27 protein-coding genes are annotated in these 26,328 nt (G+C 74.1%); 10 read left to right on the top strand and 17 right to left on the bottom strand.

Annotated elements, in window-relative coordinates:
- Nucleotides 1–17: 17 nt before the first annotated feature.
- The gene (locus ACFCY7_RS30690) at nucleotides 18–602 is read right to left on the bottom strand and encodes a DUF4865 family protein (RefSeq protein WP_376489323.1); all 585 of its coding nucleotides are present in this window, start codon (nucleotides 600–602) and stop codon (nucleotides 18–20) included.
- 59 nt (nucleotides 603–661) lie between these two features.
- On the bottom strand, nucleotides 662–1,252 hold the full coding sequence (locus tag ACFCY7_RS30685) for a TetR/AcrR family transcriptional regulator (protein ID WP_376489322.1): 591 nt from the start codon (nucleotides 1,250–1,252) through the stop codon (nucleotides 662–664).
- 202 nt (nucleotides 1,253–1,454) lie between these two features.
- Here ACFCY7_RS30685 and ACFCY7_RS30680 point away from each other — a divergent pair, with 202 nt between their 5' ends.
- Nucleotides 1,455–1,742 (top strand): SHOCT domain-containing protein, encoded by a 288-nt coding sequence (locus tag ACFCY7_RS30680; RefSeq protein WP_376489321.1) that lies wholly within the window; start codon nucleotides 1,455–1,457, stop codon nucleotides 1,740–1,742.
- Between the two features lie 118 nt (nucleotides 1,743–1,860).
- Nucleotides 1,861–2,415: a dihydrofolate reductase family protein gene (locus ACFCY7_RS30675; protein ID WP_376489320.1), complete on the top strand. Its 555-nt coding sequence runs from the start codon at nucleotides 1,861–1,863 to the stop codon at nucleotides 2,413–2,415.
- A gap of 23 nt (nucleotides 2,416–2,438) precedes the next feature.
- On the opposite strand, the gene ACFCY7_RS30670 is transcribed toward ACFCY7_RS30675, so the two are convergent.
- Together ACFCY7_RS30670 and ACFCY7_RS30665 are read right to left on the bottom strand one after the other, a co-directional pair.
- Nucleotides 2,439–3,047 carry an ATP-binding protein gene (locus tag ACFCY7_RS30670; protein ID WP_376489319.1) on the bottom strand — a complete coding sequence of 203 codons (609 nt, stop codon included), beginning with the start codon at nucleotides 3,045–3,047 and terminating at the stop codon, nucleotides 2,439–2,441.
- A gap of 189 nt (nucleotides 3,048–3,236) precedes the next feature.
- Nucleotides 3,237–3,554: a hypothetical protein gene (locus tag ACFCY7_RS30665; RefSeq protein WP_376489318.1), complete on the bottom strand. Its 318-nt coding sequence runs from the start codon at nucleotides 3,552–3,554 to the stop codon at nucleotides 3,237–3,239.
- Between the two features lie 175 nt (nucleotides 3,555–3,729).
- On the opposite strand from ACFCY7_RS30665, the gene ACFCY7_RS30660 reads away from it, so the two are divergent.
- Entirely contained in the window at nucleotides 3,730–4,872 is a 1,143-nt protein-coding gene (locus ACFCY7_RS30660; protein ID WP_376489317.1) for a PLP-dependent cysteine synthase family protein, read from the top strand.
- Here the strand turns inward: ACFCY7_RS30660 and ACFCY7_RS30655 are convergent.
- The 3 genes from ACFCY7_RS30655 to ACFCY7_RS30645 all read right to left on the bottom strand — a co-directional run bounded on the left by ACFCY7_RS30655 (nucleotide 4,832) and on the right by ACFCY7_RS30645 (nucleotide 6,758).
- Nucleotides 4,832–5,332: an SRPBCC family protein gene (locus ACFCY7_RS30655; RefSeq protein ID WP_376489316.1), complete on the bottom strand. Its 501-nt coding sequence runs from the start codon at nucleotides 5,330–5,332 to the stop codon at nucleotides 4,832–4,834. The genes ACFCY7_RS30660 and ACFCY7_RS30655 overlap by 41 nt on opposite strands.
- A 132-nt stretch (nucleotides 5,333–5,464) precedes the next feature.
- Nucleotides 5,465–5,905, bottom strand: a complete 441-nt coding sequence (locus tag ACFCY7_RS30650; protein WP_376489315.1) for an SRPBCC family protein — start codon at nucleotides 5,903–5,905, stop codon at nucleotides 5,465–5,467.
- A 25-nt stretch (nucleotides 5,906–5,930) separates the two neighbouring features.
- Entirely contained in the window at nucleotides 5,931–6,758 is an 828-nt protein-coding gene (locus ACFCY7_RS30645; RefSeq protein WP_376489314.1) for a DeoR/GlpR family DNA-binding transcription regulator, read from the bottom strand.
- A gap of 134 nt (nucleotides 6,759–6,892) precedes the next feature.
- Here ACFCY7_RS30645 and ACFCY7_RS30640 point away from each other — a divergent pair, with 134 nt between their 5' ends.
- Complete coding sequence (locus ACFCY7_RS30640; protein WP_376489313.1) at nucleotides 6,893–9,346, top strand: hypothetical protein; 2,454 nt, start codon at nucleotides 6,893–6,895, stop codon at nucleotides 9,344–9,346.
- On the opposite strand, the gene ACFCY7_RS30635 is transcribed toward ACFCY7_RS30640, so the two are convergent.
- The 10 genes from ACFCY7_RS30635 to ACFCY7_RS30590 all read right to left on the bottom strand — a co-directional run bounded on the left by ACFCY7_RS30635 (nucleotide 9,316) and on the right by ACFCY7_RS30590 (nucleotide 19,703).
- A complete protein-coding gene (locus ACFCY7_RS30635; protein WP_376489312.1) occupies nucleotides 9,316–11,724 on the bottom strand; it encodes a right-handed parallel beta-helix repeat-containing protein in 2,409 nt (802 codons plus the stop codon). The genes ACFCY7_RS30640 and ACFCY7_RS30635 overlap by 31 nt on opposite strands.
- Before the next feature lie 206 nt (nucleotides 11,725–11,930).
- Nucleotides 11,931–12,539 (bottom strand): hypothetical protein, encoded by a 609-nt coding sequence (locus tag ACFCY7_RS30630; RefSeq protein ID WP_376489311.1) that lies wholly within the window; start codon nucleotides 12,537–12,539, stop codon nucleotides 11,931–11,933.
- 338 nt (nucleotides 12,540–12,877) lie between these two features.
- Nucleotides 12,878–13,702, bottom strand: coding sequence for an MOSC domain-containing protein (locus ACFCY7_RS30625; RefSeq protein ID WP_376489310.1), 825 nt, complete (start codon nucleotides 13,700–13,702; stop codon nucleotides 12,878–12,880).
- Nucleotides 13,703–13,754: 52 nt separating this feature from the next.
- Nucleotides 13,755–14,252: a DUF6643 family protein gene (locus ACFCY7_RS30620; RefSeq protein WP_376489309.1), complete on the bottom strand. Its 498-nt coding sequence runs from the start codon at nucleotides 14,250–14,252 to the stop codon at nucleotides 13,755–13,757.
- Between the two features lie 502 nt (nucleotides 14,253–14,754).
- Nucleotides 14,755–15,585: an aldo/keto reductase gene (locus ACFCY7_RS30615; RefSeq protein WP_376489308.1), complete on the bottom strand. Its 831-nt coding sequence runs from the start codon at nucleotides 15,583–15,585 to the stop codon at nucleotides 14,755–14,757.
- Between the two features lie 16 nt (nucleotides 15,586–15,601).
- Entirely contained in the window at nucleotides 15,602–15,949 is a 348-nt protein-coding gene (locus ACFCY7_RS30610) for a nuclear transport factor 2 family protein (RefSeq protein ID WP_376489307.1), read from the bottom strand.
- Nucleotides 15,946–16,368: a heme-binding protein gene (locus tag ACFCY7_RS30605; protein ID WP_376489306.1), complete on the bottom strand. Its 423-nt coding sequence runs from the start codon at nucleotides 16,366–16,368 to the stop codon at nucleotides 15,946–15,948. The genes ACFCY7_RS30610 and ACFCY7_RS30605 overlap by 4 nt, the downstream gene beginning before the upstream one ends.
- Before the next feature lie 52 nt (nucleotides 16,369–16,420).
- Nucleotides 16,421–17,623, bottom strand: coding sequence for an MFS transporter (locus tag ACFCY7_RS30600; protein WP_376489305.1), 1,203 nt, complete (start codon nucleotides 17,621–17,623; stop codon nucleotides 16,421–16,423).
- Between the two features lie 257 nt (nucleotides 17,624–17,880).
- Nucleotides 17,881–18,348 carry a MarR family winged helix-turn-helix transcriptional regulator gene (locus ACFCY7_RS30595; RefSeq protein ID WP_376489304.1) on the bottom strand — a complete coding sequence of 156 codons (468 nt, stop codon included), beginning with the start codon at nucleotides 18,346–18,348 and terminating at the stop codon, nucleotides 17,881–17,883.
- Between the two features lie 152 nt (nucleotides 18,349–18,500).
- Nucleotides 18,501–19,703: a glycosyltransferase gene (locus tag ACFCY7_RS30590; protein ID WP_376489303.1), complete on the bottom strand. Its 1,203-nt coding sequence runs from the start codon at nucleotides 19,701–19,703 to the stop codon at nucleotides 18,501–18,503.
- A gap of 58 nt (nucleotides 19,704–19,761) precedes the next feature.
- Here ACFCY7_RS30590 and ACFCY7_RS30585 point away from each other — a divergent pair, with 58 nt between their 5' ends.
- The 6 genes from ACFCY7_RS30585 (at nucleotide 19,762) to ACFCY7_RS30560 (ending at nucleotide 26,288) form a co-directional block, all read left to right on the top strand.
- Entirely contained in the window at nucleotides 19,762–20,556 is a 795-nt protein-coding gene (locus ACFCY7_RS30585) for a glutamate racemase (protein ID WP_376489302.1), read from the top strand.
- A gap of 61 nt (nucleotides 20,557–20,617) precedes the next feature.
- Complete coding sequence (locus ACFCY7_RS30580) at nucleotides 20,618–21,184, top strand: hypothetical protein (protein WP_376489301.1); 567 nt, start codon at nucleotides 20,618–20,620, stop codon at nucleotides 21,182–21,184.
- A 124-nt stretch (nucleotides 21,185–21,308) separates the two neighbouring features.
- A complete protein-coding gene (gene lnt, locus ACFCY7_RS30575; protein ID WP_376489300.1) occupies nucleotides 21,309–22,907 on the top strand; it encodes an apolipoprotein N-acyltransferase in 1,599 nt (532 codons plus the stop codon).
- A gap of 55 nt (nucleotides 22,908–22,962) precedes the next feature.
- The gene (locus tag ACFCY7_RS30570; RefSeq protein ID WP_376489299.1) at nucleotides 22,963–23,445 is read left to right on the top strand and encodes an NUDIX domain-containing protein; all 483 of its coding nucleotides are present in this window, start codon (nucleotides 22,963–22,965) and stop codon (nucleotides 23,443–23,445) included.
- A 55-nt stretch (nucleotides 23,446–23,500) separates the two neighbouring features.
- The gene (locus tag ACFCY7_RS30565) at nucleotides 23,501–24,328 is read left to right on the top strand and encodes a 3-hydroxybutyrate dehydrogenase (protein WP_376489298.1); all 828 of its coding nucleotides are present in this window, start codon (nucleotides 23,501–23,503) and stop codon (nucleotides 24,326–24,328) included.
- Nucleotides 24,329–24,395: 67 nt separating this feature from the next.
- Nucleotides 24,396–26,288, top strand: coding sequence for a helix-turn-helix domain-containing protein (locus ACFCY7_RS30560; RefSeq protein ID WP_376489297.1), 1,893 nt, complete (start codon nucleotides 24,396–24,398; stop codon nucleotides 26,286–26,288).
- The last annotated feature ends 40 nt before the right edge of the window (nucleotides 26,289–26,328 follow it).

Genomic DNA, 26,328 nt, shown 5'->3' with positions numbered 1-26,328 from the left:
CGCCCGGCCCGCCGGCGTCACCACCGCCGACCGGTTCCCAGCCCCTTGCGGCCGGGCGCCGAGAGGTGCAGCACCCGGAAGCGCTCGCCCTCGCCGGCGGGCGCTTCCGCGTCCGCCCACAGGGTGAAGGAGAGCAGCTCCCAGTGGCGCGGGTCGACGGCGAGGGCGGAGGCCACCACCCCGTCCCGCCGGGCCTCGCGCGCGTGCCGGTCCAGCGCGTCCGCCACCGCCTCGCCCGGCGGGACCTCCTCCTGCAGCGGGATCCGGCGGCGCGTCGCGGCACCCGGCACCGCCTGGGACGCCGACCCCTCCTCGTACGACAGGCCCGTCCAGTGCTGGACGACGGGCCGGCCGAAGTCGCGGACGATGCCCTGGAAACCCGGGCCCCAGAGGAAGGCGTTCATGCCCTCGTGGCCCGACCACAGGTAGAAGGGCGCGTACTGGTTGACCGGTGACCCGGCCTCCCGCTCCCTGATCAGGTACGCCTTCAGGCCGAGCCCCGGGAAGTCGTCGAGGAGGTGGCCCTTGGTGGCCACCCGCTCGCGGATGATCCCCATGTCGTAGTCGGCGGGCAGGGTGATCTCGTACTGCATCGCGTGCACGGGACGGACTCCGGATCTCGGGAGGCGCGGCGGTCGGGGCCCGCCGCGGGTACGGGGGGTCAGGCCGAGGCGGCGCGCGGGGCGAGGAGGGCGAGGAGACCGCGCACCGCGCTGTCGAAGGGCGCCCGCGAACCCGCCGCCCGGGCCAGGACGTAGCCGCCCTGGACGGTGGCCACGACGGTCGCCGCGGTCTCGGCCGGGTCGAGGGATGCGCTCAACTCGCCGCGCTCCTGGCCCTCCCGCACCACTTCGGCGAGCCGGTCGCGCAGCCGGCCGAGCACTTCCTCGACCGGGGCGCGCAGGTCCGGGTGCGCGATCACCTCGGGGTCCATCGTCAGACGGCCCACGGGGCAGCCGCGCAGGACCTCGCGCTCGCGCAGCAGATAGGCCTCGATCCGGGCGTACGCCGACCCCTCGGCGCCGAGTACCGCCTCGGCCGCCGCGTCCAGCTCCTCGGCGGTACGCCGGATGGCCGCCAGTGCCAGGTCGGGCTTGCCCGCGAAGTGGTGGTACATGCTGCCCTGGCCCGCGCCCGCCGCCTGCTGGACGGCCTTGGGGCTGGTTCCCACGTAACCGCGGTCCCAGAGCAGCTCGCGGGTCGCCTCGATCAGCCGCTCGGGGGTGCTCATGCTCATGAGCGCACTGTACATACCAGTAGGTACAGACGGAAGACGTCGCTCTCCGCCGTCGCGCTCTCCTCGTTCTCCGACCGTCGTGCTCCCCCCGCCCTCCGCCCGCCGTACTCCCCTCGTCGTACGCGCGAAGCCGCTGCCCGTACGACGACCCGGGCCCCGCGCGGAGCGATGCTCGAACCAAGGGACATCACCCCACGCACCGAGGAGCTGAACGGTCATGAACACACTTGCCTACGCGGGGCCCGGCCCGTGGATCCTCTTCGTCCCGCTCGTGTGGGCCGCCGTCGTCATCGGCGTCGTCACGCTCGCGCGCCGTGCGGGCCTGCGCCGGGGGTGGGGCCCCGGGGGCGGCCGCGACGGGGGGCCCGACGAGCGTTCGCCGATCGCGCTGCTCGGCCACCGGTTCGCCGCGGGCGAGATCGACGAGGACGAGTACTGGCGCCGGCTGACGGTCCTGGAGGAGCAGTTCGGCCGCGCCGCGACGCCCAAGGGCCGCCGGACGTGACGCCCAAGGGCCGCCGGACGTGACCGGCGGGCCCGTTCCTTCGCGTCGGCCGCGGAACTCCCCGCCGCCCGCATAGTGTTCGGCGTAGCGACAACCCCGCACTCGGTACGGAGGAATCATGCGCAAGGTCGTTTCCGGTCTGTTCGTCTCGCTCGACGGTGTCGCCCAGTCGCCGAACGAATGGCAGTTCGACTTCGACGAGGAGATGGGCGCCGCGCTGGAGGAGACGCTGGAGACGGCGGACACGATCCTGCTCGGCCGGGTGACCTTCACGGAGTGGGCCGGCTACTGGCCGACGGTGACCAGCGGAGAGGACGCCGGCTTCGCCCGGTGGATCAACGAGTCGCCGAAGTACGTCTTCTCCTCCACGCTGGAGAGCGTGGACGCGTGGGCGAACAGCACGCTCGTCGACGGCGACCCGGCCGCGGCGATCGAGAAGCTCAAGGCGGGCGAGGGCAAGAACATCACCGTGGCGGGCAGCCCGACCCTGGTGCGCTCGCTCCTGGAGCGGGACCTGCTGGACGAACTGGTGCTGCTGATCCACCCGGTGGTGGCGGGAGAGGGCCGCGCGAAGCTGTTCGCCGACGACGCCGCGCTCAAGAAGCTGGAGCTGGTGAGCGCCCGGCCGACCAGCAGCGGCGTGATCATCGCGACCTACCGCCCCGTGCGCTGACCCGTCGGTGCCGCCCGGCCCGCTCAGCCCGCCCGGCCCGCCAGGACCGAGCGGGCCCCGAGCGGTGTCAGGACCGGGTCGATCGGCGTGCTCAGCGGCACCCCGACCGGGAAGCGGCCGTAGCCCGCGAGGGAGCCGTCGGTCGCGGCACCGTACCCGGCGTGCGCGCACTCCTCGACCGGGACGGCGGACGGCGGCGCCGTGAGCGTGAACCACACGACCTTCCCGTCGGCCCCGCACGGACGGACGCCCCAACTCTCGCTCACGGCACCGACGATGGCGAGGCCGCGGCCGGAGGTGGCGAGCCGCTCGTAGGCGGCGAGGGGGTCGAGGCCGTCGAACCCGTCGAGCGGCTCCGGGTCGGCGGCCTCCGGTATGCGGGGGTCGTGGTCCCGGACGGAGACCGTCAGCCGGTCGAGCAGCAGCTCGATCTCGACGAGGCACCGCTTGTCCGGCTCCGCGTGCCGGTGGACGTTGCTCAGCAGCTCGGTGACACCGAGCACGGCATGGTCGACCAAGGCGTCGAGTCGCCAGTGGCGCAGTTGGGCGGAGACGATCCTGCGGACCTGACCGATCCGCGACGGCAGGGCCTGAAGCTCCACCGCGTAATACCTGCTCGGCTCGCTGATCACGGCTGCGACTCCCCGAAGTGGTCCGGAAGAAGACGAAGATCCCGATTCCTCATGCGGTACAGCAGGGCGGCGACCGGAACGCAACGTCACCGCCGATGACTCATGGTGAGATGGTTCCAGGGTGAGCCAGCGGTGAGCACCCCGCAACTCGCGGCGATCCGTGCCAGGTCAGGGCCTACGCGCGACGGCTCAGCGCCGTCCGGCGGCCCGTTTGAGCGCCGCCAGGAAGCGGCCCGACCCGGCTGCGTCCCCGGTGTCGCCGCCACCGTCCTCGTGCAGTGTCAGCCGGTACCGGGTGCCGTTCACGGTCGCCACCGCCTCGTCGGACTTCGCGAACCACGGCCGCCCCGCCCGGACGGCCCCCACCGGGGCGCTGTCGATCTCGCTGCCGTAGCTCGTGAGCAGGGCGAGCCGCCCGTCCTCGATCCGCACCTCGCCCGCTCGGGTCAGCGAGCGGGGCCAGCGCGCGATCCGTACGCCCCGCGCCGTGAACTCGGGTTCCGCCATGACGATCCGCCCCTTTCACCCGGTTGTCGCTACCAGTGTGCCGGGCCGTCCGCGACCGCACCAGTAGCCCGTCCTCAAGGCATCCCTATGGATCCCCAAAGGGAACGTTTGCCCAGGTGGGAGCGGTATCGTCGGCTGTGGGGCACCCTTTGGACGCGACCGAGGAGAGGCACGGATGAGCACCACGGAGAACAGTGCGGGCAGAGGCGCCACCGGCGCGGTGGCGACCGTCGACGTCGACCGCAGCGACGCGGCGTACCGGACCTGGCTGAAGGAGGCCGTCCGCAAGGTCCAGGCCGACGCCAACCGCTCCGCCGACACCCACCTGCTGCGCTTCCCGCTCCCCGAGAAGTGGGGCATCGACCTCTACCTCAAGGACGAGTCCACCCACCCGACCGGCAGCCTCAAGCACCGGCTGGCCCGCTCGCTCTTCCTCTACGGCCTCTGCAACGGCTGGGTCCGGCCCGGCAAGCCCGTCATCGAGGCGTCCAGCGGCTCGACCGCCGTCTCCGAGGCGTACTTCGCGAAGCTCATCGGCGTCCCCTTCATCGCCGTCATGCCCCGCACGACCAGCCCCGAGAAGTGCCGGCTCATCGAGTTCCACGGCGGCCGGTGCCACTTCGTCGACGACTCGCGCACGATGTACGAGGAGGCCGCGGCCCTCGCCGAGCGCACCGGCGGCCACTACATGGACCAGTTCACCTACGCGGAGCGGGCCACCGACTGGCGCGGCAACAACAACATCGCCGAATCGATGTACCAGCAGCTGCGGCTGGAGCGCTACCCGGAGCCCGCCTGGATCGTGGCCACCGCCGGCACCGGCGGCACCTCGGCGACCATCGCCCGCTACGTCCACTACATGCAGCACGACACCCGGATCTGCGTCGCCGACCCCGAGAACTCCTGTTTCTTCGACGGCTGGACGCACAACGACCCGGACGCCACCGCCGACTGCGGCTCCCGCATCGAGGGCATCGGCCGCCCCCGCATGGAACCCAGCTTCGTGCCCGGCGCCGTCGACCGCATGATGAAGGTGCCCGACGCGGCGACCATTGCCGCCGTCCGCGCGCTGGAGGCCGCGATCGGCCGCAAGGCGGGCGGCTCCACCGGCACCGGCCTGTGGAGCGCCCTCAAGATCGTGGCCGAGATGGTCGAGCAGGAGCGCACCGGCAGCGTCGTCACCCTGATCTGCGACGGCGGCGAGCGCTACCTCGACAAGTACTACTCCGACGACTGGCTGGCCGCACAGGGCCTCGACATCACCCCGTACACCGCCGCTATCGAGCGCTTCCTGGAGACGGGGGCCTGGCCGGAGTGAGCCGCCGGTCGAGCCGGCGCGCCGCGTCCCGGAAGGACAGTCCCACTCCGGGCGCGGCGACCCGCAGCGCGAGACGCAGCGACGCCGGACCGTCGGCGGCCATGATCCAGCGCAGCCGGGTGCCCTTCCCGGCGGGGGAGAGGGACCACTCCTCCGCCATGGCCGTCAGGCCGGGGGCGTTCGTCTCGTCCACCCGGTACGCGTAGCGGACGTCGGGCTCGGAGGCCAGGATCGTCTCCTCGAACGCTATCCCGCCCCGGAGCCTGACCGTCCGGCCCGCGCCGTCGGCCGTCGGCACGGCGGACGTCACCGCGGTGAACCAGGACGGCAGGCTCCCCACCTCCACGGCCACCGACCGGTAGACGGCCGGCGGCGGGGCGGCGAGCGTCGCCGTGAACACCAGGCGGACGGGCGCGGACGCGGTGAAGTCGAGCTCCACCGGCCTCAGTCGGCGTGCCATGGACCCTCCGGGGGACGGGAGCGGAACAAGCACCCTAGCTGACGCACTGTCAACGGCACAGGGGTCGCCGCTGTGCTCCACGCCTCACTCCCCGGAGGTGTCCCGCCGTCGGAGGCGGGACACCCGCGTGCTTCACCCCTGCCGCAGCAGCCCGTCCAGCGCGCGGCCGAACAGGAACCGGCCCGCCGACCGCAGCACCGGATCGAAGGCCCGCGGCACGCCCCGCACCGCCAACTCCTCCGTCCACACCACCCGGCAGCCGCCGCCCGGCGCGTCCGCCACCTCGACGAGCGCCCAACCCAGGACGACGCGGCCGGACTTCGCGAGACGGCACGCGCCGGGACGGCCCGCGGCCGGCGGCTCCCAGCGCACGACCTCCATCGGGTCGTCGAAGGAGAGCGGGCCGACGCCCGTCCGGGCGGTGAACCGCGTCCCCGGCCCGTTCGGCCCCGGTGTCAGCACCCGCGTCCGGGTCAGCGGCACCTGGCGTCCGTGCGCGGGCCAGTCCGTCAGCCGCCGCCACACCTCCGCCGGATCGAGCGGCACCGACCGCTCGATCCGGAACGGCGTCACGCCGGCACCTCGCGGCGGACGGGGCTCACGCCTGCTCCTCGCCCGCCACCAGGACGCCCGGCAGGTGCTCCGCCACCTCGGCCCGGACGCCGTCGGAAAGGCCGCGGTCCGTCACCCAGGTGTCCACCTCGCCGAGATCGCCGAACGAACTCAGGCCGACCGTCCCCCACTTGGTGTGGTCGGCGACGAGCACCACCCGGCGCGCCGAGCGCATCAGGCAGCGGTTCGTCTCGGCCTCCGCGAGGTTCGGCGTCGACAGGCCGGCCTCCACCGACACGCCGTGCACCCCGAGGAAGAGCAGGTCGAAGTGGAGCGACCGGATCGCCCGGTCCGCGACAGGGCCCACCAGCGCGTCGGACGGCGTCCGCACGCCGCCCGTCAGGACCACCGTCGCGGCCCCGCGCCGCGACTCGCCCCCGGCGCCCGCCGACTGCGCCTCGTGGAACACGTCCGCGACCCGCACCGAGTTGGTCACCACCGTCAGATCGGGCACGTCGAGCAGGTGCCGGGCCAGGGCGAAGGTGGTCGTGCCGCCGGACAGCGCGATGGCCGTGCCCGGGGCGACCAGGGCCGCCGCCGTCCGCGCGATCTCGTCCTTGGCGCTCGGTTCGAGCACCGACTTGGCCGCGAAACCCGGTTCGTGGGTGCTCGCCTCGACCACCGGTACGGCCCCGCCGTGCACCTTCGCCACCATGCCCTGCCGCGCCAGCGCGTCCAGGTCGCGACGGATCGTCATGTCCGAGACGTTCAGCCGTCGGGTCAGCTCGTTGACCCGGACACCGCCGCGCCGCCGGACCTCGTCGAGGATCAGGGCGCGCCGCTGCTCCGCGAGGAGGTTCTGGTTGTCAGTCACCGCCGGGGCCGGTCCTTCCGCAGGAGACAAGGGGATGGGTGTCGGATTCGGTGAGGAACGGTGCGCAGGGGCACGACCGTCCGCGATCCTGTTGCCGACGTCGCATCTTCCCACTCCGAGAGGAAGTCGCCTCAGTGTCCCCTGCCACACCCGCCCCGGAGAGCGGGGGCGCGGCGCTCGAACTCCTCGTCCACGGAGTCGGCGGAGCCACCCCCCAGGACATGCTCGACGACCCCAGGACCGTGCGGATCACCGGGGACCGGACCGCCGCCATGTACCGGCGCGGCGACGACCTCGACGCCGAGGACCACCCCGAGCGGTACGCGGCCCGCCCGGTCCCGGAGGCGTACGTCTGGTCCAACCTCACCTCCGGCGACGGCGCCCGCGCCCTGTGGCTGCTGCTCCTGCCCTTCATGGTCGCCAACCTGGCGCACTGGATGCGCCCGCCCGCCCGGAACCGCCCCGGACTCGTCCGGCTCTACGGCGTCCTCGTCCGGCTCGTCGCCCTCACCCTCACCGTGCTCCTCACCGCGGCGGCCTGCGAGGTCGCGCTCGACCTGACGGCGTGGCAGTGCGCGGGAACCGCCGGCTGCGCCGACACGTACTCCTGGCTGGGCTTCCTCTCCGCCGGGCGCGGCGGCTGGTGGTCCGTGCCGGGCCGCCGCCTCGTCCTCGCGTCCCTCGTGCCGGTCGTCCTCGTCGGCCTCCTCTGGTACCTGTCCAACCGGACCTGGAGCGCCTACGAGGCCCAGCGCCCGCCCACCGGCTACGACGCCCCCGTACCCGAGCCGCGGGCCGACACCGAGACCGCCGACAGCGGCGAGGGCGGCGCCGCCGACGATCCGGTGCCCGTCGAACTCAGGCCCGCCCTCGGCCGCCCCGGCTTCTGGTACGGCCGCCGGCTCGTCGCCCGGCTCAGGGCCGCCCACACCGCCGCCGGCTTCCTCACCGTCGCCGCCGCCCTCGCCACCGCCACCGCCCGCCACGACGCGCAGGAACCCGGAGCGAGGGCGGCCATCGGGTGGGCCCTCCAGGCGGCCGTCGCCGTGCTGTCCGCGCTCGTCGTCCTGGTCGTCTGCCGCCGCGGCCGCAGCGAGAGCCGACTCGACCTGCGCGTCGAACACGCCGTCGTGTCCTGGCTGCCCGGCGTCTCCCTCGCCCTGCTCGCGCTCACCGCCCTGCACACCGGCTGGTCCCGCCCCGGCTGGACCTCCTCGGGAACCCTCCCCGGCGACGCCGTCTTCGGCGGCCTCACCCTCGTCCAGGGCGGCCTGGTCGTCGCCCTCGGCGTCGTCGCCGTGCTCCTCCAGCGGCCCCGCCGGGACCCGCGGACCGCCCTGCGCGGCCTCGGCGGCCCCGCCGTCGCCATGCTCGCCTGCGCCCTCGCCGGCGTCATGTCCGGCGGAGTGGCCCAACGCGTCGCCGACTGGCTCGACGGCCCGGCCACACCCGGCATGGGCCAGGGACCCCTCATCGGGCCGCCCGTGCTCCTCAGCTGGCAGGCGTCCGTCATCCCCCTGCTCCTCCTGCTGCTGCTGGTGCCCGCCGCGCTCCTCGCCGGACGGACCGTGCTCACCGCGCGGCGGCTCCGGCAGGCGGTCGAGGACGACTACGCCGCCGCCGCCGAGCGCGACCCGGTCCGGACCGGCCAGATCGCCTCCGGCCGGGCCCGCGCGGGGCTCACCGACTCCGCGCCGGTCCTCGTCGGCGTCGTGTCGGGCGCCGCGCTGCTCCTCGGGGCCGCCTCCGTGGCCGGCGCCTGGGCCAGCGGCAACGTCCCGGGCCGGGCCTTCGACGGCGCCCACCCCGCCGTCGCCTCCCTCGCCTCGGCGACCCAGGCGCTCGGCTCCTGGATGATCGGCTTCGGCTTCCTGCTCTTCGTCACCTGGGGCCGGCGCGCCTACCGGGACGCCTCCGCCCGGCGCACGATCGGCATCCTCTGGGACGTCGGCACCTTCTGGCCCCGCGCGGCCCACCCCTTCGCGCCGCCTTGCTACGCCGAGCGGGCCGTCCCCGACCTCACCTGGCGGATGAGCTCCTGGACCCGGGCCACCGGCGGCCGCCTGGTGATCTCCGGCCACTCCCAGGGCAGCGTGCTCGCCGCGGCCGCCGTCTGGCAGCTGCCGCCCGCCACCCGCGGCCGGGTCGCGCTGCTCACGTACGGGTCACCCCTGGAGCGGCTCTACGGACGCTGGTTCCCCGCCTACTTCGGCCCCGAGGCGCTGCGCGCACTGCACCGCACGGTCCACTGCTGGAGCAACCTCCACCGCGCCACCGACCCCATCGGCGGCCCCGTCCGGGTGCCCGCGGAGGACGGCCGCCCCGCCGTCGACGCACCGGTCCTCCTCGACCCGGTCGCCTACGGCCGCACCCGCAGGCACCCCCTGCCCGAGCCGATCCTGGGGCACTCCGACTACCAGGCCGACCCGGCGTTCGCCGAACGCCGCTCGGCCCTCCTCGACCGGCTGCCGCCCGCCCTGCCCCACCAGCGCGCCGCGAACGAGCAGATCGAGCCGCAGGAGTCGAACGAGCCCGTCGAGTCGAACGAGCCCACAGGTCAGGGGAGTTCGGGCAGGTCGTCCGGGTAGAGCAGCGTCAGGTCGTCCGTGCTGGCGTCGGCCAGCGCGGCGACCCGGCCCGCGTGCCGCTCCACCATCGACTCGAACGTCTGCCGCGCCGTGCGACCGTTGCCGAACGCCGGCCCCTTGGGCAACTTCGTGAAGTACGTGACCAGCGCCTCGTCCGTGCCCTCGGCGAGCCGGTACTCGTGCTCGTCCGCCTGCTGCCCCACGATCCGCAGGAGCTCGTCCGGGTCGTAGTCGCCGAAGGTGATGGTCCGTGAGAAGCGGGACGCCACACCGGGGTTGACGGTCAGGAAGCGCTCCATCTCCGCCGTGTACCCGGCGACGATGACCACCACCGCGTCCCGGTGGTCCTCCATCAGCTTCACCAGGGTGTCGATCGCCTCGCGGCCGAAGTCCCGCCCCGAGTCCTCCGGCGACAGCGCGTACGCCTCGTCGACGAACAGCACGCCGCCGCGCGCCCGGTCGAAGGCCTCCTGCGTGCGGATCGCCGTCGAGCCGATGTGCTCGCCGACCAGGTCCACCCGGGAGACCTCCACCAGGTGCCCGCGCTCCAGGACGCCGAGCGAGGCGAGGATCTCGCCGTACAGCCGGGCCACCGTCGTCTTGCCCGTGCCCGGGTTGCCGGTGAAGACCAGATGGCGGCGGACCGAGGCCGCCTTGAGCCCCGCCTCCTGGCGCCTGCGTCCCACCTCGATCATGTTCGTGAGGGTCCGTACCTCCAGCTTGACGCTCTCCAGACCCACCAGGGCGTCCAGCTCCCCGAGCACGTCCTGCGACGAGCGGGACTCCGGCGCGGGCTCCGGCGCCGGAGCCGGAGCGGCCGACCGCTCGCGCGGCACGGGCACCGTCCCGAGCAGCCCCGGCGACTGGGTGGCCGTCAGGACCGTCCCGCCGTCCGGTACGGAGGACCGGACCGCGCTCTCGTCGCTGGTGCAGTCCTCCGCGCTGGCCCCCTCCTCGGGGAACTCGTAGCCGCCGCGCGCGCACCGCTCCGTGCGGCACTTGCGCAGGACGGTCCGGCAACCGTCCGTGACGTGGAAGCCGTACCCCCCGCTGCCCGTCACCCGGCAGCCGTGGAAGGAGCCGCGCCCCTCGGCCGACACGTAGAAACCGGCCTCGGCGGGCGAGGTGACCGTGCACCGGTCGATCGTCGGGTCGGCGCCCTTGGTGACGATGACCCCGGTCTGCACGGAGTCGATCGTGCAGCCCCCGAGGGTGCCGCCGCTGCCGTGGTCCCGGAACCAGGCACCCGTGGACGCCTCCCGGATCCGGCAGTCGTCGAGCTGCGCCGTCGCCCCGTCGCTCACCGACACCGCCGTGTTCCGCACCTGCGACAGGTCGCTGTCGACGACGTCCACCCGCGAACCCCGGTCGAGGACGAACAGCGCGTCCGGCACGTCGTGCACCCGGCAGGAGTCGAGGACCGCGGTCGCCCCGTCGCTCACCCACACCGCCGGGTAGTCGCCCGTACTGTCGTGGATCTCGCACTGGTTGGCGTCCACCCGCGTCCCCGGATCCCACACCGACAGGCCGTTGCGGCCGAAGCGGCGGACGGTCGACCGGGTCAGCGTCAGGACCGAGCGCGAGCGCAGGTCCACCGCGTTCTCCGGGACGTCGTGGATGTCGCAGTCCGAGAGCGTGAGCACCGCGTCCGTGTCGAGCGTGATGCCGTCCCCCGACGTGCGGTGCACCGAGGAGTCGGTGAGGTGGGCCGTGGCGCGGGACGCGATCTGGAGACCGGCGCCCTTGATCTCGTACACCTCGCAGCCGACGCCCTCCAGGCCGCTGCCCTCGCCGGTGACGGCGATCCCGGCGCCCGAGGCGTGATGGATCCGGCAGCGCTCCAGACGCGGATGGGCCCCACCCCGCACCGAGACGCCCGCCTGCCCGGCGGAGACCACCTCGCACTCCTCGAACACGCCGCCCGCGCCGTCGAGTACGGCGATGCCGACGCCGGCCGGGTTGTCGATCGTGCAGCGGCGGGCCGTCGGGCGGGCGGAGCCCCGCACCTCGATCCCGGCGGCCGAGCGGGTCATGATCCGCAGGTCGACGAGTTCGGGCGTGCCGTCCTCGATCAGCAGCGCGGGCGCCGCCACGTCCTGCCCCTCGATGTGCAGGTCCTGCACCGTGACGGAGGCCCGCAGCGTCAGCGCCACCCCGTCCGGCGGCGCGATGCGCACCGAACCGACCCCGCCCTCGGGGCCGCGCAGCGTGACGGCCCGTCGCACCACGAGGTTCTCGCGGTACGTGCCGGGCGCGACCGTGAGGACGTCCCCGTCGCCCGCGGCCTCCAGGGCGGCGGCGAGGGAGGGGTACTCACCCGTGCGGCGCCGCCACCGCGATGTGCCGGTGTGCGTCACCTGGACCGTGCCCTGTGCCATGGGTGTGTCCTGCCCCCGCCTCATGCCTCGCCGCTGATCCGATGCCCCACCGTAGCGCGCGCGGCGGCGCGGGGCCGACGGGTCGTGGGGCCGGTCCGAGGTGGTCGGGCACGGTCGGCACCGGTCCGGGACGGTCGGGCTCGGTCGGCCCGTTCGGAATCCGTTCGGCGCCCCGAGGAACCGGGCGCCCACCGTGTGGCGGACGCTCAGCTTCCGGTGCCGGTACGCCCCCAGTCGGGACCGGCCGCCGCCCACGCGCGGTCGAGACGGGCGTACCGGGCGAGCACCAGGCGGCGCACCGCGAGGCGCCGGACGGCCTCCACCACGAGGCCGGCGAGGAGCGCGGCCGTCACACCGGCGGTCACCGCGTGCGCCCGGGCCGCGCCCGCCTGCAGGGGCGGCGCGACCTGGCGCCCGTCGCGGTCGGTCCAGAGCGGGAACGTGTCGCCGGGTGCGGAGTGCCGCCGGGCGGTCGTCACCGTGCCCGTGCGCGCCGAGCCGTCCGGAGCCGTCCAACGGGCCACCACCGAGCGGCGCAGCCGGTCCTCCCCGGCGGCGTCGGCCGTCCGCGGCCCCGCGGCGGGCCCGTCGGCCGCCCGCACCACCCGCGCCGTCGTCACCACGCGCTGCTCCTGCTGCGTGCGGACCGCGCGCTGGAGCGAACCGTTCGCCGAGGAGCCCGCGGCCCAGCCGGCCAGCGGCACCACGACGCAGAGCAGCGCGGCGGCCGCGAAGGCCAGCCACGCCTCGACGAGATCGGTGGTGCGGCGCAGGGGATTGTGCCGCCAGCGCCAGACTCCGGTGGCTGCGCGCACGTCGAAACCCCCTCGTTGTTCGGCGCTACTCCAACGAGTGTGCCCCGGGGCCGGGTTCCCCGCCTGTCGGAACGGAGAAGAAGGCAGCGGGGAGGTACGAGCGGGGAGGTACGAGCGGGGAGGGGCGAGTGGGGAGGTGTGAGCGGGGAGGTGCGAGCGGGGAGGTGCGAGCGGGGAGGTGCGAGCGGACAAGACGCGAGCGGAGAAGCACGAGCGCTGATGCACGAGCGGGCTCCGGTGCCGACGCGGCGCACTGCCGCAGTCCCTGACCCGCCCGCCTGCGAACTGACCCGACCGCCTCCGGCCCGCCCGACCGGCCACGGCCGTGTCCGCTCCGGTCAGTCGATGATCTTCACGGAGTCGCCGACCCGGACCGTGCCGGTGTGCTCGGGGACGAGGTTCTGGCCGAAGATCACCCGGCCGTCGTTCTTGCGGTGCCGGGCGAGGGTCCACAGCGGTTCCTTGCCGCGCTCGGCGGTGAGCTGGTTCGTCGTGGTGACGACACAGCGGCCGCACGGCCTGGCGACCCGGAAGGTGACCTCTCCGACGGCGAGCCGCGTCCAGCCGTCCTCCGCCCAGGGCGCGGTCCCCTCGATCACCAGGTTCGGACGGAACCGGTTCATCGGCAGCGGGCCCTCGTGGGCGTGGTCCCCCTGCGCGATCAGGGAGTTCAGCGCGTCGAGCGAGGACGTGGCGGCGACGAGGAGCGGATACCCGTCAGCGAAGCTCACCGTCTCGCCGGGCAGCGCGTACGCCGGGTCGACCGGGCGCCGGTGCTCGGGCGCGTCCATGTGCACGAGCGTGGCCTCGCACTCCAGGTACGCCGACAGCCACGCGGCGGCCTCGGCTCCGGCCGGAACCGCCTCCACGTACTTGTCGAAGATCTCCACCGTGACCGTGGCCGAGGGGTGCGGTACCCCGACCGTCAGCGGAGGGTGGCCGGGCGCGGACAGGACGACCGCGCCGTCCGGCAGCAGCTCGGCGGTGGCCAGCGCCATCCGGGGGTGGCGGCGCTGGGTCACGACCTTGCCCGTGCCGTCGACGACGGCCCAGCGGCGGTCCCCGGCCAGCCCCCAGGGCTGCACCTCGGCCTCCGTGGGCGCCAGCGCGCGCATGGCCTTCACCGGGTGGACGTGGACGGAGCGGAGAACAGGAGTCGGCATGCCGTCATCCTGCCAGCCGCCCCGGCCCCGATGTCGGCCGGTGGCGGGTCGCTCAGTAACCCCCGCCCTGGTAAGGACGGTTGTACGGGTCGTCGTAAGGCGCGGGCGACGGGACCGGCGCGGGCCGGGGGGCCGCCGGACGCATCGCCTCGTATCCCGCCGGGGCCGGGCGGGCCGGCTGCGGGTACGAGCCGGTCTGGTAGCCGCGAGGGGTCACCGGCTGCTGCGGGATGTACGGGGTCGGCGCGTGCTGCAGGGGCACGGGGGCCATCTGCGGCGAGGGCTGGGGGTAGCCGTAACCGCCGCCGCCGTACGCCGGAGCGGGGTGCGGGCTGGGTGCCGCCGGGAGGGCGGGCAGTGCCGAGGGGAGCGCCGGCAGGTACGAGCCGCTTCCGGAGAAGCTGCTGCCGGTGTCGTAGGCGGCGGGCACTCGGATCGGGGCGATCTGAGGAGTGCCCCGCTCCGCGACCAGGGAGTCGTAGATGGGGGTGTCCGGGAAGGACGGCGCGGTGTAGTAACCGCCTCCATAGGTGGAGCGGGGGGAGGTCATGGCACATAAGTTAAGCCCACGATGTGCCGGTTGGGGAGCCCCCTTCTTGCGGTCATCCGATTTACGCTGGTTTTGTCCGCCTGACCTGCCAAAACCTCGTTAAAGAACCCGTTAACATCGGGGTTTCCGGAGGGTCCCCCGGTCAACAAGAAGTGACGGACGAGCTACAAAGGGCGACACCTGCCGGACATTCGCGGGAACCGGGGCTTCGGGCCCGCGGGAGCGGGGCCGCGGGACCGTCGTTCCGGTGTTCACCGGTTCTCGGGACGACATCCACAACCTGCACACGCCATGCTTCACGGCGCCTTCTTCCGGAAGTAACAGAAAACCGAGTTTGATCCGGGCGAATGCGCGCCCGGAAAAGACTCAATCCGCTGCGCCGCCGTGCGCACCCGCGCCGCCTTCTGCCCCAACTCCCATTCCAGAGTGCCCGATCACCCTCTCCGGTTTGCCCGGACTTACCTTCAGGACGCCCGCCCCGCGGGGGTGGGGGTGTGCGGGCTCAGTTGAGCTCGTCGGGGTGCGGGCCGGTGCGTGTGCCGCGGTCGAGCGCGGACACGGACCGCATCTCCTCGTCGGTGAGGGCGAAGTCGAAGACGTCGAAGTTCTCCCGGATGCGGGCCGGGGTGACCGACTTGGGGATGACGACGTTGCCGAGCTGGAGGTGCCAGCGCAGCACGACCTGGGCGGGCGACTTGCCGTACCGGGCGGCCAGGTCGGCGAGGACGCGCTCGCCGAGGACCGCGCCCTGGGCGAGCGGGCTCCACGCCTCGGTGGCGATCCCGTGCCCGGAGTGGAACGCGCGCAGCTCCGCCTGCTGGAGGCCGGGGTGCAGCTCCACCTGGTTGACGGCGGGGGTCAGCGTCGCGTCCTCCATCAGCCGCAGCAGGTGGTCGGGCTGGAAGTTGGAGACGCCGGCGGCGCGGACGCGCCCCTCGGCGGCGAGGCGCTCGATGGCGCGCCAGGAGTCCCGGTACAGGTCGCGGGCGGGCGTCGGCCAGTGGATCAGGTAGAGGTCGACGTGGTCGAGGCCGAGCTTGGCGACGCTGACGTCGAAGGCGCGCAGCGTGGCGTCGTAACCCTGGTCGGCGTTCCACAGCTTGGTGGTGACGAACAGCTCGTCGCGGGGCAGCCCGGCCGCGGCCAGCGCACGGCCGACGCCCGCCTCGTTGCCGTAGACGGCGGCGGTGTCGATGCTGCGGTAGCCGGTCTCCAGCGCGGCGGTCACGGCGGCGGCGGTCTCGTCGTCGGGGACCTGGAAGACGCCGAAGCCGAGCTGGGGGATCTCGACGCCGTTGTTCAGCGTGACGGTGGGAACGGTGGAGGGTGCCATGGTGAGCGGTGCTTCCTTACTTGGTGCGCGGGGTGAGGGTGTAGCGGACGGTCTGGGCGCTGATGAGACCGTCACGGAAGACGAAGGTGTCGACGCCGTCGTGGACCTCGTGGGCGGCTCCGGCCGCGGTCCACTGCAGGAACAGGACGTCCCCGGCGAACCGCGGGGCGAGCCGCCATTCGGCGTCGGGCAGGTCGGCGAGGAGCCGGCCGATGCCCTCCCGCACGCCCGCGCGTCCGGTCAGGACGCCCTCGGGAGTGACGAAGACCGCGTCCTCCGTGTAGTTCCGGCCGATCAGGTCGAGGTCGCCGGTGCCGAGGCGGTCGCCGTGGTCGGCGAACACCTGCTGCGGGGTGCGGGTCATCGGGAGAGCTCCTCGAGTGCGGTGCGGGCGAAGGCGTGGTCCTGCTCGGGGGCGCCGCCGCCGACGCCGACGGCGCCGACGAGGCGGCCGTCGCGGTGGACGGGGACGCCGCCGGCGATGAAGAGCAGCGGCCGGTCGAGCGCGGTGGACAGCGTGTGGAACGGGCCCTCGGGCTTGACCAGGTCGACCAGGTCGGCCGTCGGGGCGTTCAGCTGGAGCGCGGTGTACGCCTTGCGGGTGCTGGTCTCGCCCGAGATCAGGACCGCCCGGTCGTCACGGCGGAAGGCCAGCAGGTGCCCGCCGGCGTCGAGGACGGTGACGCTCACCGTCACTCCGGCCGCCTCGGCGGCGCGCTGCGCGGCGGAGACCAGCGTCTCGGCGTCGGCGGTGGTCAGCGGGGTCAGGGTGGTGGTGCTCATGGCGCGTCTCCTGGGAGTGGTGTGCGGGTCGTGCGGGGGAGAGGAGGGGAGGTCAGTGGAGTACGGGGGTCCGGACGGCGTCATCGGCCGCAGCGGTGGCGTCGACGGCGGGCGTACGGCGCTCCAGGGCGGCGGACAGGAACGCGAGGCCCAGAGCGGCGGCGGCGAGGACCGCGCCGACCCAGTTCGGGGACGTGAAGCCGAAGCCGGCGGCGATGACGAGCCCGCCCAGCCAGGCGGCCAGCGCGTTGCCCAGGTTGAAGGCGCCGATGTTGACGGCGGAGGCCAGCGTCGGGGCGCCGTGCGCCTGGTCGAGCACGCGCTTCTGCAGCGGCGGCACGGTGGCGAAGCCGAGCGCCCCGACCAGCAGGATGGCGAGCGCGGCGAGGACCTTGTCGTGCGCGAACACCGGGAACAGCGCCAGCACGACGGCCAGCCCGCCGAGCGTGGCGTACAGCATGGGCATCAGCGCCCGGTCGGCGTACCGGCCGCCCAGCAGGTTCCCGAGGAACATGCCGACGCCGAACAGGACCAGGAGCCAGGTGACGGCGCCGTCGGAGTATCCGGTCACCTCGGTCATCATCGGCGCGATGTAGGTGATCGCGGCGAACACGCCGCCGAAGCCGAGCACGGTCATCGCCATCGCCAGCAGCACCTGCGGGTTGCGGAACGCGGTCAGCTCCCCGCGCAGCCGGGCGCCCTCGGGGCGCGGCATGGCCGGCACGAGCCGGGCGATGCCGAAGAGACCGACCACGCCGAGCGCGGCGACGATCGCGAAGGTCGTGCGCCAGCCGACCGCCTGTCCGATGAAGGTGCCCAGCGGCACGCCCACGATGTTGGCGACCGTCAGTCCGGTGAACATCGTGGCGATGGCGCCGGCCTTCCTGTCCGGCGCGACGAGCCCGGCGGCCACGACGGAGCCGATGCCGAAGAACGAGCCGTGCGCGAGCGACGCGACCACCCGGCCGGCCAGCATCATCCCGAAGGACGGGGCGAGCGCCGAGACCACGTTGCCGAGCACGAACAGGCCCATCAGCACCATGAGCATCCGCTTCCGGCTGACCTTGTTGCCGAGCACCGTCAGCACCGGGGCGCCGATGACCACACCGAGCGCGTAGCCGGTGACCAGCAGGCCCGCCGTCGGGATGGTGACCCCGTAGTCGGCGGCGATCTCGGGCAGCAGGCCCATGATCACGAATTCCGTGGTGCCGATGCCGAAGGCGCCGACAGCCAGGGCGAGAAGTGCGAGAGGCATGAGCCCGACCCTTCCTTGGTTTGCTTGAGTGAGCTCCTAGCGAGCTTTAACAATAGTTGCATGCGCGCGATAAGTGCAAGCGCGGATAATCTGTGGAGTCGGGATGTGGGCGGAGGGGGGATGCCTGGTGGGCGTGCGGGCGCCCGCCCGGTGGTGTCACGCGCGGCGCGAGGGGTGCCGTGTACGACAGAGCGCCGTCACGGCTGGCGTGACGGCGCTTTGGGGGATGCGGTGGGGTTGTGTGTGCCCCGGTGGTGTCAGGTGCGGTCCGACGGTGCGTCGCCGGACTTCACCGCCGAGACCAGGAAGGCCAGTTCGGGGTGGGCGGCGGCCTCGTCGAGGGCCTCGCGCAGGGCGCCGTCGTTGGTCGGTCGGGCCTCTTCGAGGAGCGTCAGGCCGGTGGGGGTGACGTCCGCGTAGATGCCGCGGCGGTCGGTCGGGCACAGGTACCGGGACAGCAGTCCGCGGTCTTCGAGCCGGCTGACGAGGCGGGTCGTCGCACTCTGGCTCAGTACCACCGCGTCGGCGACCTGCTTCATCTGCAGGTGCCCGCCCACCCCGTCGTGCTGGCGGCTGAGCACGTCGAGCAGGGAGTACTCCCGGACGCTCAGGTCGTGCCCGGACTGCAGGGCGCGCTCGATGTGCGTCTCGATCCTGCCGTGCAGGAGGGAGAGGGCTCCCCATCCGCTCGCGAGGGCGGTGAGTGCGGGGTCGGTGGCGGTCATGGGTCCGTGTCTCCTTCCGTGTGCGACAGGCTCCAGGATACGACATCGAGCCTGATATCGGCTGGAGCTGATATCGGGCTCCTGCAACTAACTCGCTCGGGACAACCCGCCCCGGATGTCCCGCTCCGGATGTCCCGCTCCGGAGCGAGGTGTCACTCCCCGCTTCGGGACACGTAGTTCGCGGTGTAGGTACGGCCCTTCCATGCCGCGCCCCGGCCCCGGTAGTGCTGCACCGCGGAGTCCACCGTCATCAGGAGGTAGAGGAGAGCGGTGAAGGGGAGGAGCGGGGCGAGTCGGAGGGGCTGGCGGTAGTAGCGGAGCATCGGCGCGTACGTCCCCGTCATCACGGCCCAGGCCGCGCCGCCGGCCCAGGCCGCCACGGGATCACCGGAGGCCGCTCCCGCCAGGAGGGCCACCGGTGGCACCAGGTAGACCACGACGAGGCCGGCGACCGTGCCCGCGAGGAGCAGGGGGTTGTTCCGCAGCTGGGCGTAGGCGCTGCGCGAGACCATGCGCCACAGTTCACCGAGACCGGGATAGGGGCGGACGCTGTCGACGTGGTCGGCGAGGCCGAGCCAGATCCGGCCGCCCGAGCGGCGTACCGCGCGGGCCAGGGACACGTCGTCGATCACCGCGCGGCGGATCGAGTCGGGGACGGCCGCCGCGACCGCCGCCCCGGTCCGGAGGAGTACGCAGCCGCCCGCCGCCGCGGTCGCCAGGGGGCGGGCGCGGTTGATCCAGCGGAACGGGTAGAGCTGGGCGAAGAAGTAGACGAAGGCCGGCACGACGAGACGCTCCCAGGTGCTGACGACCCGGAGGCGGGCCATCTGGGACACCAGGTCCAGGTCGTGGGCCACCGCGGCGGACACGAGGAGGCGCAGGCTGTCCGGCCCGTGGGAGATGTCCGCGTCCGTGAGGAGGAGGAACTCGGGGGCGGGCTCACGCGCGCGTGCCAGCGCCATGCCGTGCCGGAGCGCCCACAGCTTGCCCGTCCAGCCGGGTTCCGGGTCGCCCGGTGACACGACCGTCAGCGGAAGTCCGGCGTGGCGGCCGGCCAGCTCGGCCGCGAGGCGCCCCGTGCCGTCCGTACTCCCGTCGTCGACGAGTACGACCTCCGCCGGGCCCGGGTAGTCCTGCGCGAGGAGCGACGGCAGGCTCAGCGGCAGGACGGCGGCCTCGTCCCGCGCGGGGACCACGACCGCCACCCGCGGCCACCGCTCCGGCGCCTCGGCTTCCCGGGGCCGCCCAGGCGTCGGGGGGAGCCGCTGATCCGTGCGCCAGAAGAAGCCCTGGCCGAGGAGCAGCCAGACCCAGACGGCGAGGGAGCCGGTCGCGAACCAGGCGAGGGGGGTCATTCGCGGCAGTCTGCCCCAGATCGAGGGGCGCGTGAGGCTCATCGGCTAGGGTGACCGGGTGAAGATCGCGCTCATGGACTCCGGAATCGGCCTCCTCCCGGCGGCGGCCGCGGTACGCAGGCTCCGACCGGACGCGGATCTGCTGCTCTCCAACGACCCCGACGGCATGCCGTGGGGTCCGCGCACGCCCGAGGACCTCACGGAACGCGCGCTGGCCGTCGCCCTCGCCGCCGCCGAGCACCGGCCGCAGGCGCTGATCGTGGCGTGCAACACCGCCACCGTGCACGCCCTGCCCACTCTGCGCGCCGCCCTCGAACCGGACATCCCGGTCATCGGCACCGTACCCGCGATCAAGCCCGCGGCCGCCAGCGGCGGCAAGGTCGCCATCTGGGCCACCCCGGCCACCACCGGCAGCGCCTACCAGCGCGGGCTCATCCGCGACTTCGCCGACGGCGCCGACGTCACCGAGGTGCCCTGCCCGGGCCTGGCCGACGCCGTGGAGCACGCCGACCGGGACGCCGTCCAGCGGACGGTCGCCGCCGCGGCCGCGCTCACCCCGGCCGACGTCCGCGCCGTCGTCCTCGGCTGCACCCACTACGAACTGGTCGAGGAGCACGTCCTCGCCGCACTGGAGGCCCGCGGCCGGGCCGGACTGCCGCCGCTCGTCTTCCACGGATCCGCCGACGCCGTCGCCGCACAGGCGCTGCGCCGCATCGGAGCCGAGCCCGCACCCGACGCCGACCCCACCGGCACCCTCGCCGTCCTCCTCAGCGGCCGTCCCGGACAGCTCCCCGCCACCGCCCTCGCCTACGCCGAGGGCCGCCTCCTCGCGGCGACCGCCCCCGCTCACTGAGGGTGAGCGGGCGGCCCCGCTCCGACGCGCTGCGCCGCGCGAAGCTGGGTACTCTCCCTGTATGAGGGAGCACCACCGGCACCGTCGGACCGACGAGCGGCCGTCCGTCGTCTGGACCGGCCGCGCCACCAACCGCCTCCAGTGGATCGCGGCCGCGGCCGGCGCCGCCTGCATGGCCCTCGGCATCACCCTCGCCGTCGAATCGCCCTGGACCTCCGGCGTCGCTGCGCTGCTGATGGCGGTGATCGGCTGCGTCGCGGCCGGACTGCTCGTCCTCTTCGGCACCCTCGCGTTCGTCCACGTGGCCGTGAAGGTCGACGACCGCGCCATGGAGGTCCGCTGCGGCCACATCGGCGTACCGCGCCGGCGGATCCTCCTCTCCCACATCGTCGGCGCCGACTTCGCGCCGAGCGTCACCCCGCGCCAGTGGGGCGGCTGGGGCTACCGCTGGCGCCCCGAGAAGGGCACGGCCGTCATCGTCCGGCGCGGCGAGGGCCTGGTCCTGCGCCTCGGCGACGGACGGACCTTCACCGTCACCGTCGACGACGCCGAATCCGCGGTCCGGGTCATCCGCGACCGCCTCCGCCCCCCGACCCCGCCGACGCCCCCCGCTCCCACCGGCGTGTGAGGGCCGGGGCCGCCGCGCGGACGCGGGGCCGGGCTCCGTCGCAGGTCGGAACGGGCGACCGGGGACGGCGACGACCCGCCGACCGGACGTCCGGCGGACAGGGACGACCCGTACACTCCGCAAGGTGAGCACCACCATCACCCCTGTCGACGCGTCCGGAGCCGACTCCGCACCCACGCCGGGTTCCCGGCTGCGGCGGTTCGTGCGGCCGGGGGCGGCCCTGCTGTCCGGGCTGCTGCTCTTCCTGAGCTTCCCGCCGCGCCCCCTCTGGTGGCTCGCGCTGCCGGCCTTCGCCCTGCTCGGCTGGACCCTGCGGGGCCGCCGCCCGCGCGCCGGCTTCGGGCTCGGATACCTGGCGGGCCTCGGCTTCATGCTTCCGCTCCTGATCTGGACCGGCGAGGAGGTGGGCCCGGGACCCTGGCTCGCGCTCGCCGCCGTCGAGGCGCTCTTCGTGGCCGCGGCGGGCCTCGGCATCGCGGCCGTCTCCCGGCTTCCCTGGTGGCCGTTCTTCGCCGCAGGGGTGTGGATCCTCGCCGAGGGGGCACGCGCGCGCGTGCCGTTCGGCGGCTTCCCCTGGGGGAAGATCGCGTTCGGGCAGGCGGACGGCGTCTTCCTGCCGCTCGCCGCCGTCGGCGGCACACCGGTGCTCGGCTTCGCCGTCGCCCTCTGCGGCTTCGGCCTGTACGAGGCGTACCGGCAGCTCCGCGCCTACCGGGCCACCGGCACCGTCCCGCGCGGCCCGCTGGCCGCCGCCGCGCTCTCCGTGCTCCTGCCGGTCACCGGCGCGCTCGCCGCCCTGCCCCTCGTCGACGACTCCGCCGAGGACGGCACCGCCACCGTCGCCGCCGTCCAGGGCAACGTGCCCCGGCTCGGCCTCGACTTCAACGCCCAGCGCCGCGCCGTCCTCGACAACCACGTCGCCCGCACCCGTGAGCTCGCCGAGGCCGTGAAGGCGGGCCGCGAGCCGCAGCCCGACTTCGTCCTGTGGCCGGAGAACTCCTCCGACATCGACCCGTACGCGAACGCCGACGCGGCGGACGTCATCGACGGCGCGGTCCGGGCGATCGGCGTGCCCACCGTGATCGGCGCCGTCATCGCCCCCGAGACCGGCAAGCTCCGCAACACGCTCATCGAGTGGGACCCGCAGCGCGGCCCGGTCGCGACGTACGACAAGCGGCACGTCCAGCCCTTCGGCGAGTACATCCCGATGCGGTCGTTCGTACGGATCTTCAACAGCAACGTCGACCGGGTGAGCCGCGACTTCGGCGCCGGGACGAAGGTCGGCGTCTTCGACCTGGCCGGCACCCGGGTCGGCCTCGCCACCTGCTACGAGGCGGCGTTCGACTGGGCGGTCCGCGACACCGTCACCCACGGCGCGCAGCTCATCACCGTGCCCAGCAACAACGCCACCTTCGGCCGCAGCGAGATGACCTACCAGCAGCTCGCGATGTCCCGGGTGCGGGCGGTCGAGCACAGCCGGTCGGTGGTCGTGCCCGTCACCAGCGGGGTCAGCGCGATCATCCGCCCCGACGGCGAGATCGTCGCCCAGACGAAGATGTTCACCCCGGACGTCCTGGTCGAGAAGGTGCCGTTGCGCTCCTCGCTCACCCCGGCGACCCGGATGGGCACCCTGCCCGAGGCGCTGCTCGCGGCCCTGGCCGCCGCCGGTCTCGGCTGGTCGGCCTTCCGCGCGGTACGGGCCCGGCGCGGCCGGGCGGAGTGAGCCGGGCCGGGGCCGGTCCGCCGGCCCCCGGCCGTAGATGATCTAGGGTCGGTCCATGGCTACCCCTGACTTCATCCGTGCGCTGCGCGAGACCGCCGGTCACCAGCTCCTCTTCCTGCCCGGGGTGAGCGCCGTCGTGTTCGACGACCGGGGCCGGGTGCTGCTCGGCCGGCGGGCCGACAACGGCCTCTGGGCGATCATCGGAGGCATCGTCGACCCGGGTGAGCAGCCCGCCGACTGCGCGGTCCGCGAGGTGTACGAGGAGACCGCGGTGCGCTGCGAGGTCGAGCGGGTCCTGCTCGTCGAGACCCTGCGCAAGCCCGTCGTCTACCCGAACGGCGACGTGTGCCAGTTCATGGACGTGTCCTTCCGGTGCCGGGCCGTGGGCGGCGAGGCACGGGTCAACGACGACGAGTCGACCGAGGTCGGCTGGTTCGAGGTGGACGACCTGCCGGAGATGAAGCGCTTCTCCTACCTCCGGATCGAGAAGGCGCTCGCCGACGAGCCCACATGGTTCCGCACCACAGCGTCCGGCTGAACTATGGGCTCGACGCACATCGGTGGGGGAGTGGGCCCTTCGTAGGGTGCGGAGCATGAGCGCACCCCTCACCGTCCTCGGTCCCGACCCCGCCGAGCCGCTGCCCCGCGCGGCCGGGCTCGCCCTCGACCTCACCGGCCGCACCGCGCTCGTCACCGGCGCGGCCGGCGGCATCGGGCGCGCCTGCGCCCTGCGACTCGCCGCCGCCGGCGCCCGGGTCAGGGCCGTCGACCGGGCCGCCGAAGGCCTGGAGACCCTGGCCGCCGAGGCCGCCGCGCTCCCGGGAGACCTGGAACCCCGGCTGCTCGACCTCACCGACCTGGACGCCGCGGAAGCGTCCGCCGCCGGCACCGACATCCTCGTGAACAACGCCGGACTGCAGCTCGTCCGCCCCATCGAGGAGTTCCCGCCGGACGTCTTCCACACGGTGCTCACGGTGATGCTCGAAGCGCCCTTCCGGCTCATCAGGGGAGCCCTGCCGCACATGTACGGCCAGGGCTGGGGGCGCGTCGTCAACATCTCCTCCGTCCACGGGCTGCGCGCGTCCGCGTTCAAGTCCGCCTACGTGGCCGCCAAGCACGGCCTGGAGGGCCTCTCCAAGACGGCCGCCCTGGAAGGCGCCCCGCACGGCGTCACCTCCAACTGCGTCAGCCCCGGCTACGTCCGCACGCCCCTCGTCGAACGGCAGATCGCCGACCAGGCCGCCGCCCACGGCATCCCGCCGGAACGGGTCCTCTCCGAGGTCCTGCTCGGCGACACCGCCGTCAAGCGGCTCATCGAACCGGACGAGGTCGCGGAGGCCGTCCTCTACCTGTGCAGCCCGCAGGCCTCCTTCATCACCGGCACCTCCCTGACCCTCGACGGCGGCTGGACCGCCCACTGACCGCGGCCCCGCGAAGGTCGTCCACAGGGGTGGTGCGATCACAGGTCCGGCAGGTATCCCTGTGTCCATGTCCCACGAACACGTCTCCTACCTGGAACTCCTCGCCCGAGGAGCCGCGACGGAGGCCTACGACCGGCCGGTGCTGCTCGCCCGCGCGAGCGGCGCGGGCCCCGAGGCGCTGGCCGAACTCGAAGAGGCCAAACAGCTCGCCCTGCGCGTCCGGGCCGAGCTGGAGGGCCGGCGGCGGCGAGAGGCGGAGCTGTCCGCGCTCTTCGCCACCGCCCACGACCTCGCGGGACTCCGCGACCTCGACGCGGTGCTGCGCGCCATCGTGCAGCGCGCCCGCTCGCTCCTCGGCACCGAGGTCGCCTACCTGAGCCTCAACGACCCGGCCGCCGGCGACACGTACATGCGGGTCACCGAGGGCTCGGTCTCGGCGCGCTTCCAGCAGGTCCGGCTGGGCATGGGCGAGGGGCTCGGCGGCCTCGTCGCCCAGACCGCCCGCCCGTACGTCACCGAGGACTACTTCGAGGACCCGCGCTTCCAGCACACGCGCACCATCGACGCGGCGGTGCGCGACGAGGGCCTCGTCGCCATCCTCGGCGTCCCGCTCAGCCTCGGCAGCCAGGTCATCGGCGTCCTCTTCGCCGCCGACCGCAGGGCCAGGGTCTTCGAGCGCGAACAGGTCGCGCTGCTCGGCTCGTTCGCCGCGCACGCCGCCGTCGCCATCGACACGGCCAACCTGCTCGCCGAGACCCGCACGGCCCTCGCGGAGCTGGAGCGGGCCAACGGCATCATCCGCGAGCACAGCGCCGTCATCGAACGGGCTTCGGAGGTCCACGACCGCCTCTCCGAGCTGGTCCTGCACGGCGGCGGCGTCCACGACGTGGCCGACGCCGTCTCCGAGGTCCTCGGCGGCACCGTGGAGTTCACCGAGACGGAGGCGGGCCCGGCCCGCCGCGCCGACGGCCACGCCGTCCGCGACGGCGACGACTGGGTGGCCGCCGTCTCCGCGGGCGGCGAGACCCTGGGGGCCCTCGTCCTCCACGGGCAGCCCGAGCTCGACCCGGTCGACCAACGCACCCTGGAGCGCGCCGCCCTGGTCACCTCCCTGCTGCTGCTCGCCCGCCGCTCGGCGGGCGAGGCCGAACAGCGGGTGCGCGGCGAACTCCTCGACGACCTCCTGGACGCCCCCGACCGCGACCGCCGCCTCCTCCGCGAGCGCGCCGCCCGGCTCCGCACCGACAACGAGGCCCCGCACGTGGTGCTCGCCGCGCGCATCGACCGGGCCGGCGGCGACGCGGACGGCGACGGGGGCCACCGCGAGAGCGCCGACCGCCAGCGCCTGTGGTCGGCCGCCTCGCACCTGGCCGCCACCCGGCACGGACTCGCCTCGGCCCGCGACGGCGGTACTGTCCTGCTGCTGCCGCTCGGCCCCGGCGAGAGCGCCGCCGACCTCGCCCGGCAGACCGCCAGGCACCTCGGCGGCACCCTGCGCGAGCCGGTCACCGTCGGCGCGTCCGCCCCCGTACGGACGCTTCTCGACCGGCCGGACCAGGTGGCCGTCGCGTACGAGGAGGCCCGCCGCTGCCTGGACGTGCTGGTCCTCCTGCACCGGTCCGGCCAGGGCGCGGCGGCGGAGGACCTCGGCTTCCTGGGCCTCCTCCTCGCGGACAGCCGCGACATCGACGGCTTCGTCGACCGGACCGTGGGCCAGGTCGTCGGGTACGACCGGCGCCGGGGCACCGACCTGGTGCGCACCCTGGAGGCGTACTTCGCGAGCGGTATGAGCCCGGCCCGCACCAAGGACGAACTCCACGTGCACGTCAACACGGTCGCCCAGCGCCTGGAGCGGGTCGGGCGGCTCCTCGGCCCCGACTGGCAGTCACCGGCCCGCGCGCTGGAGATCCAGCTGGCCCTGCGCCTGCACGCGATGTCGGCCGCGGTCACCGGGAGGTGACGCGGACGGCCCCGTGTCCCGCTCGGGTCGAGCGGGACAC

Origin of the sequence: Streptomyces sp. NPDC056361 (assembly GCF_042262805.1) — a bacterium.
Lineage (GTDB): Bacteria > Actinomycetota > Actinomycetes > Streptomycetales > Streptomycetaceae > Streptomyces.
The sequence above is the reverse complement of the archived record's forward strand: the minus strand, read 5'-3'. Positions and strand labels throughout refer to the sequence as shown.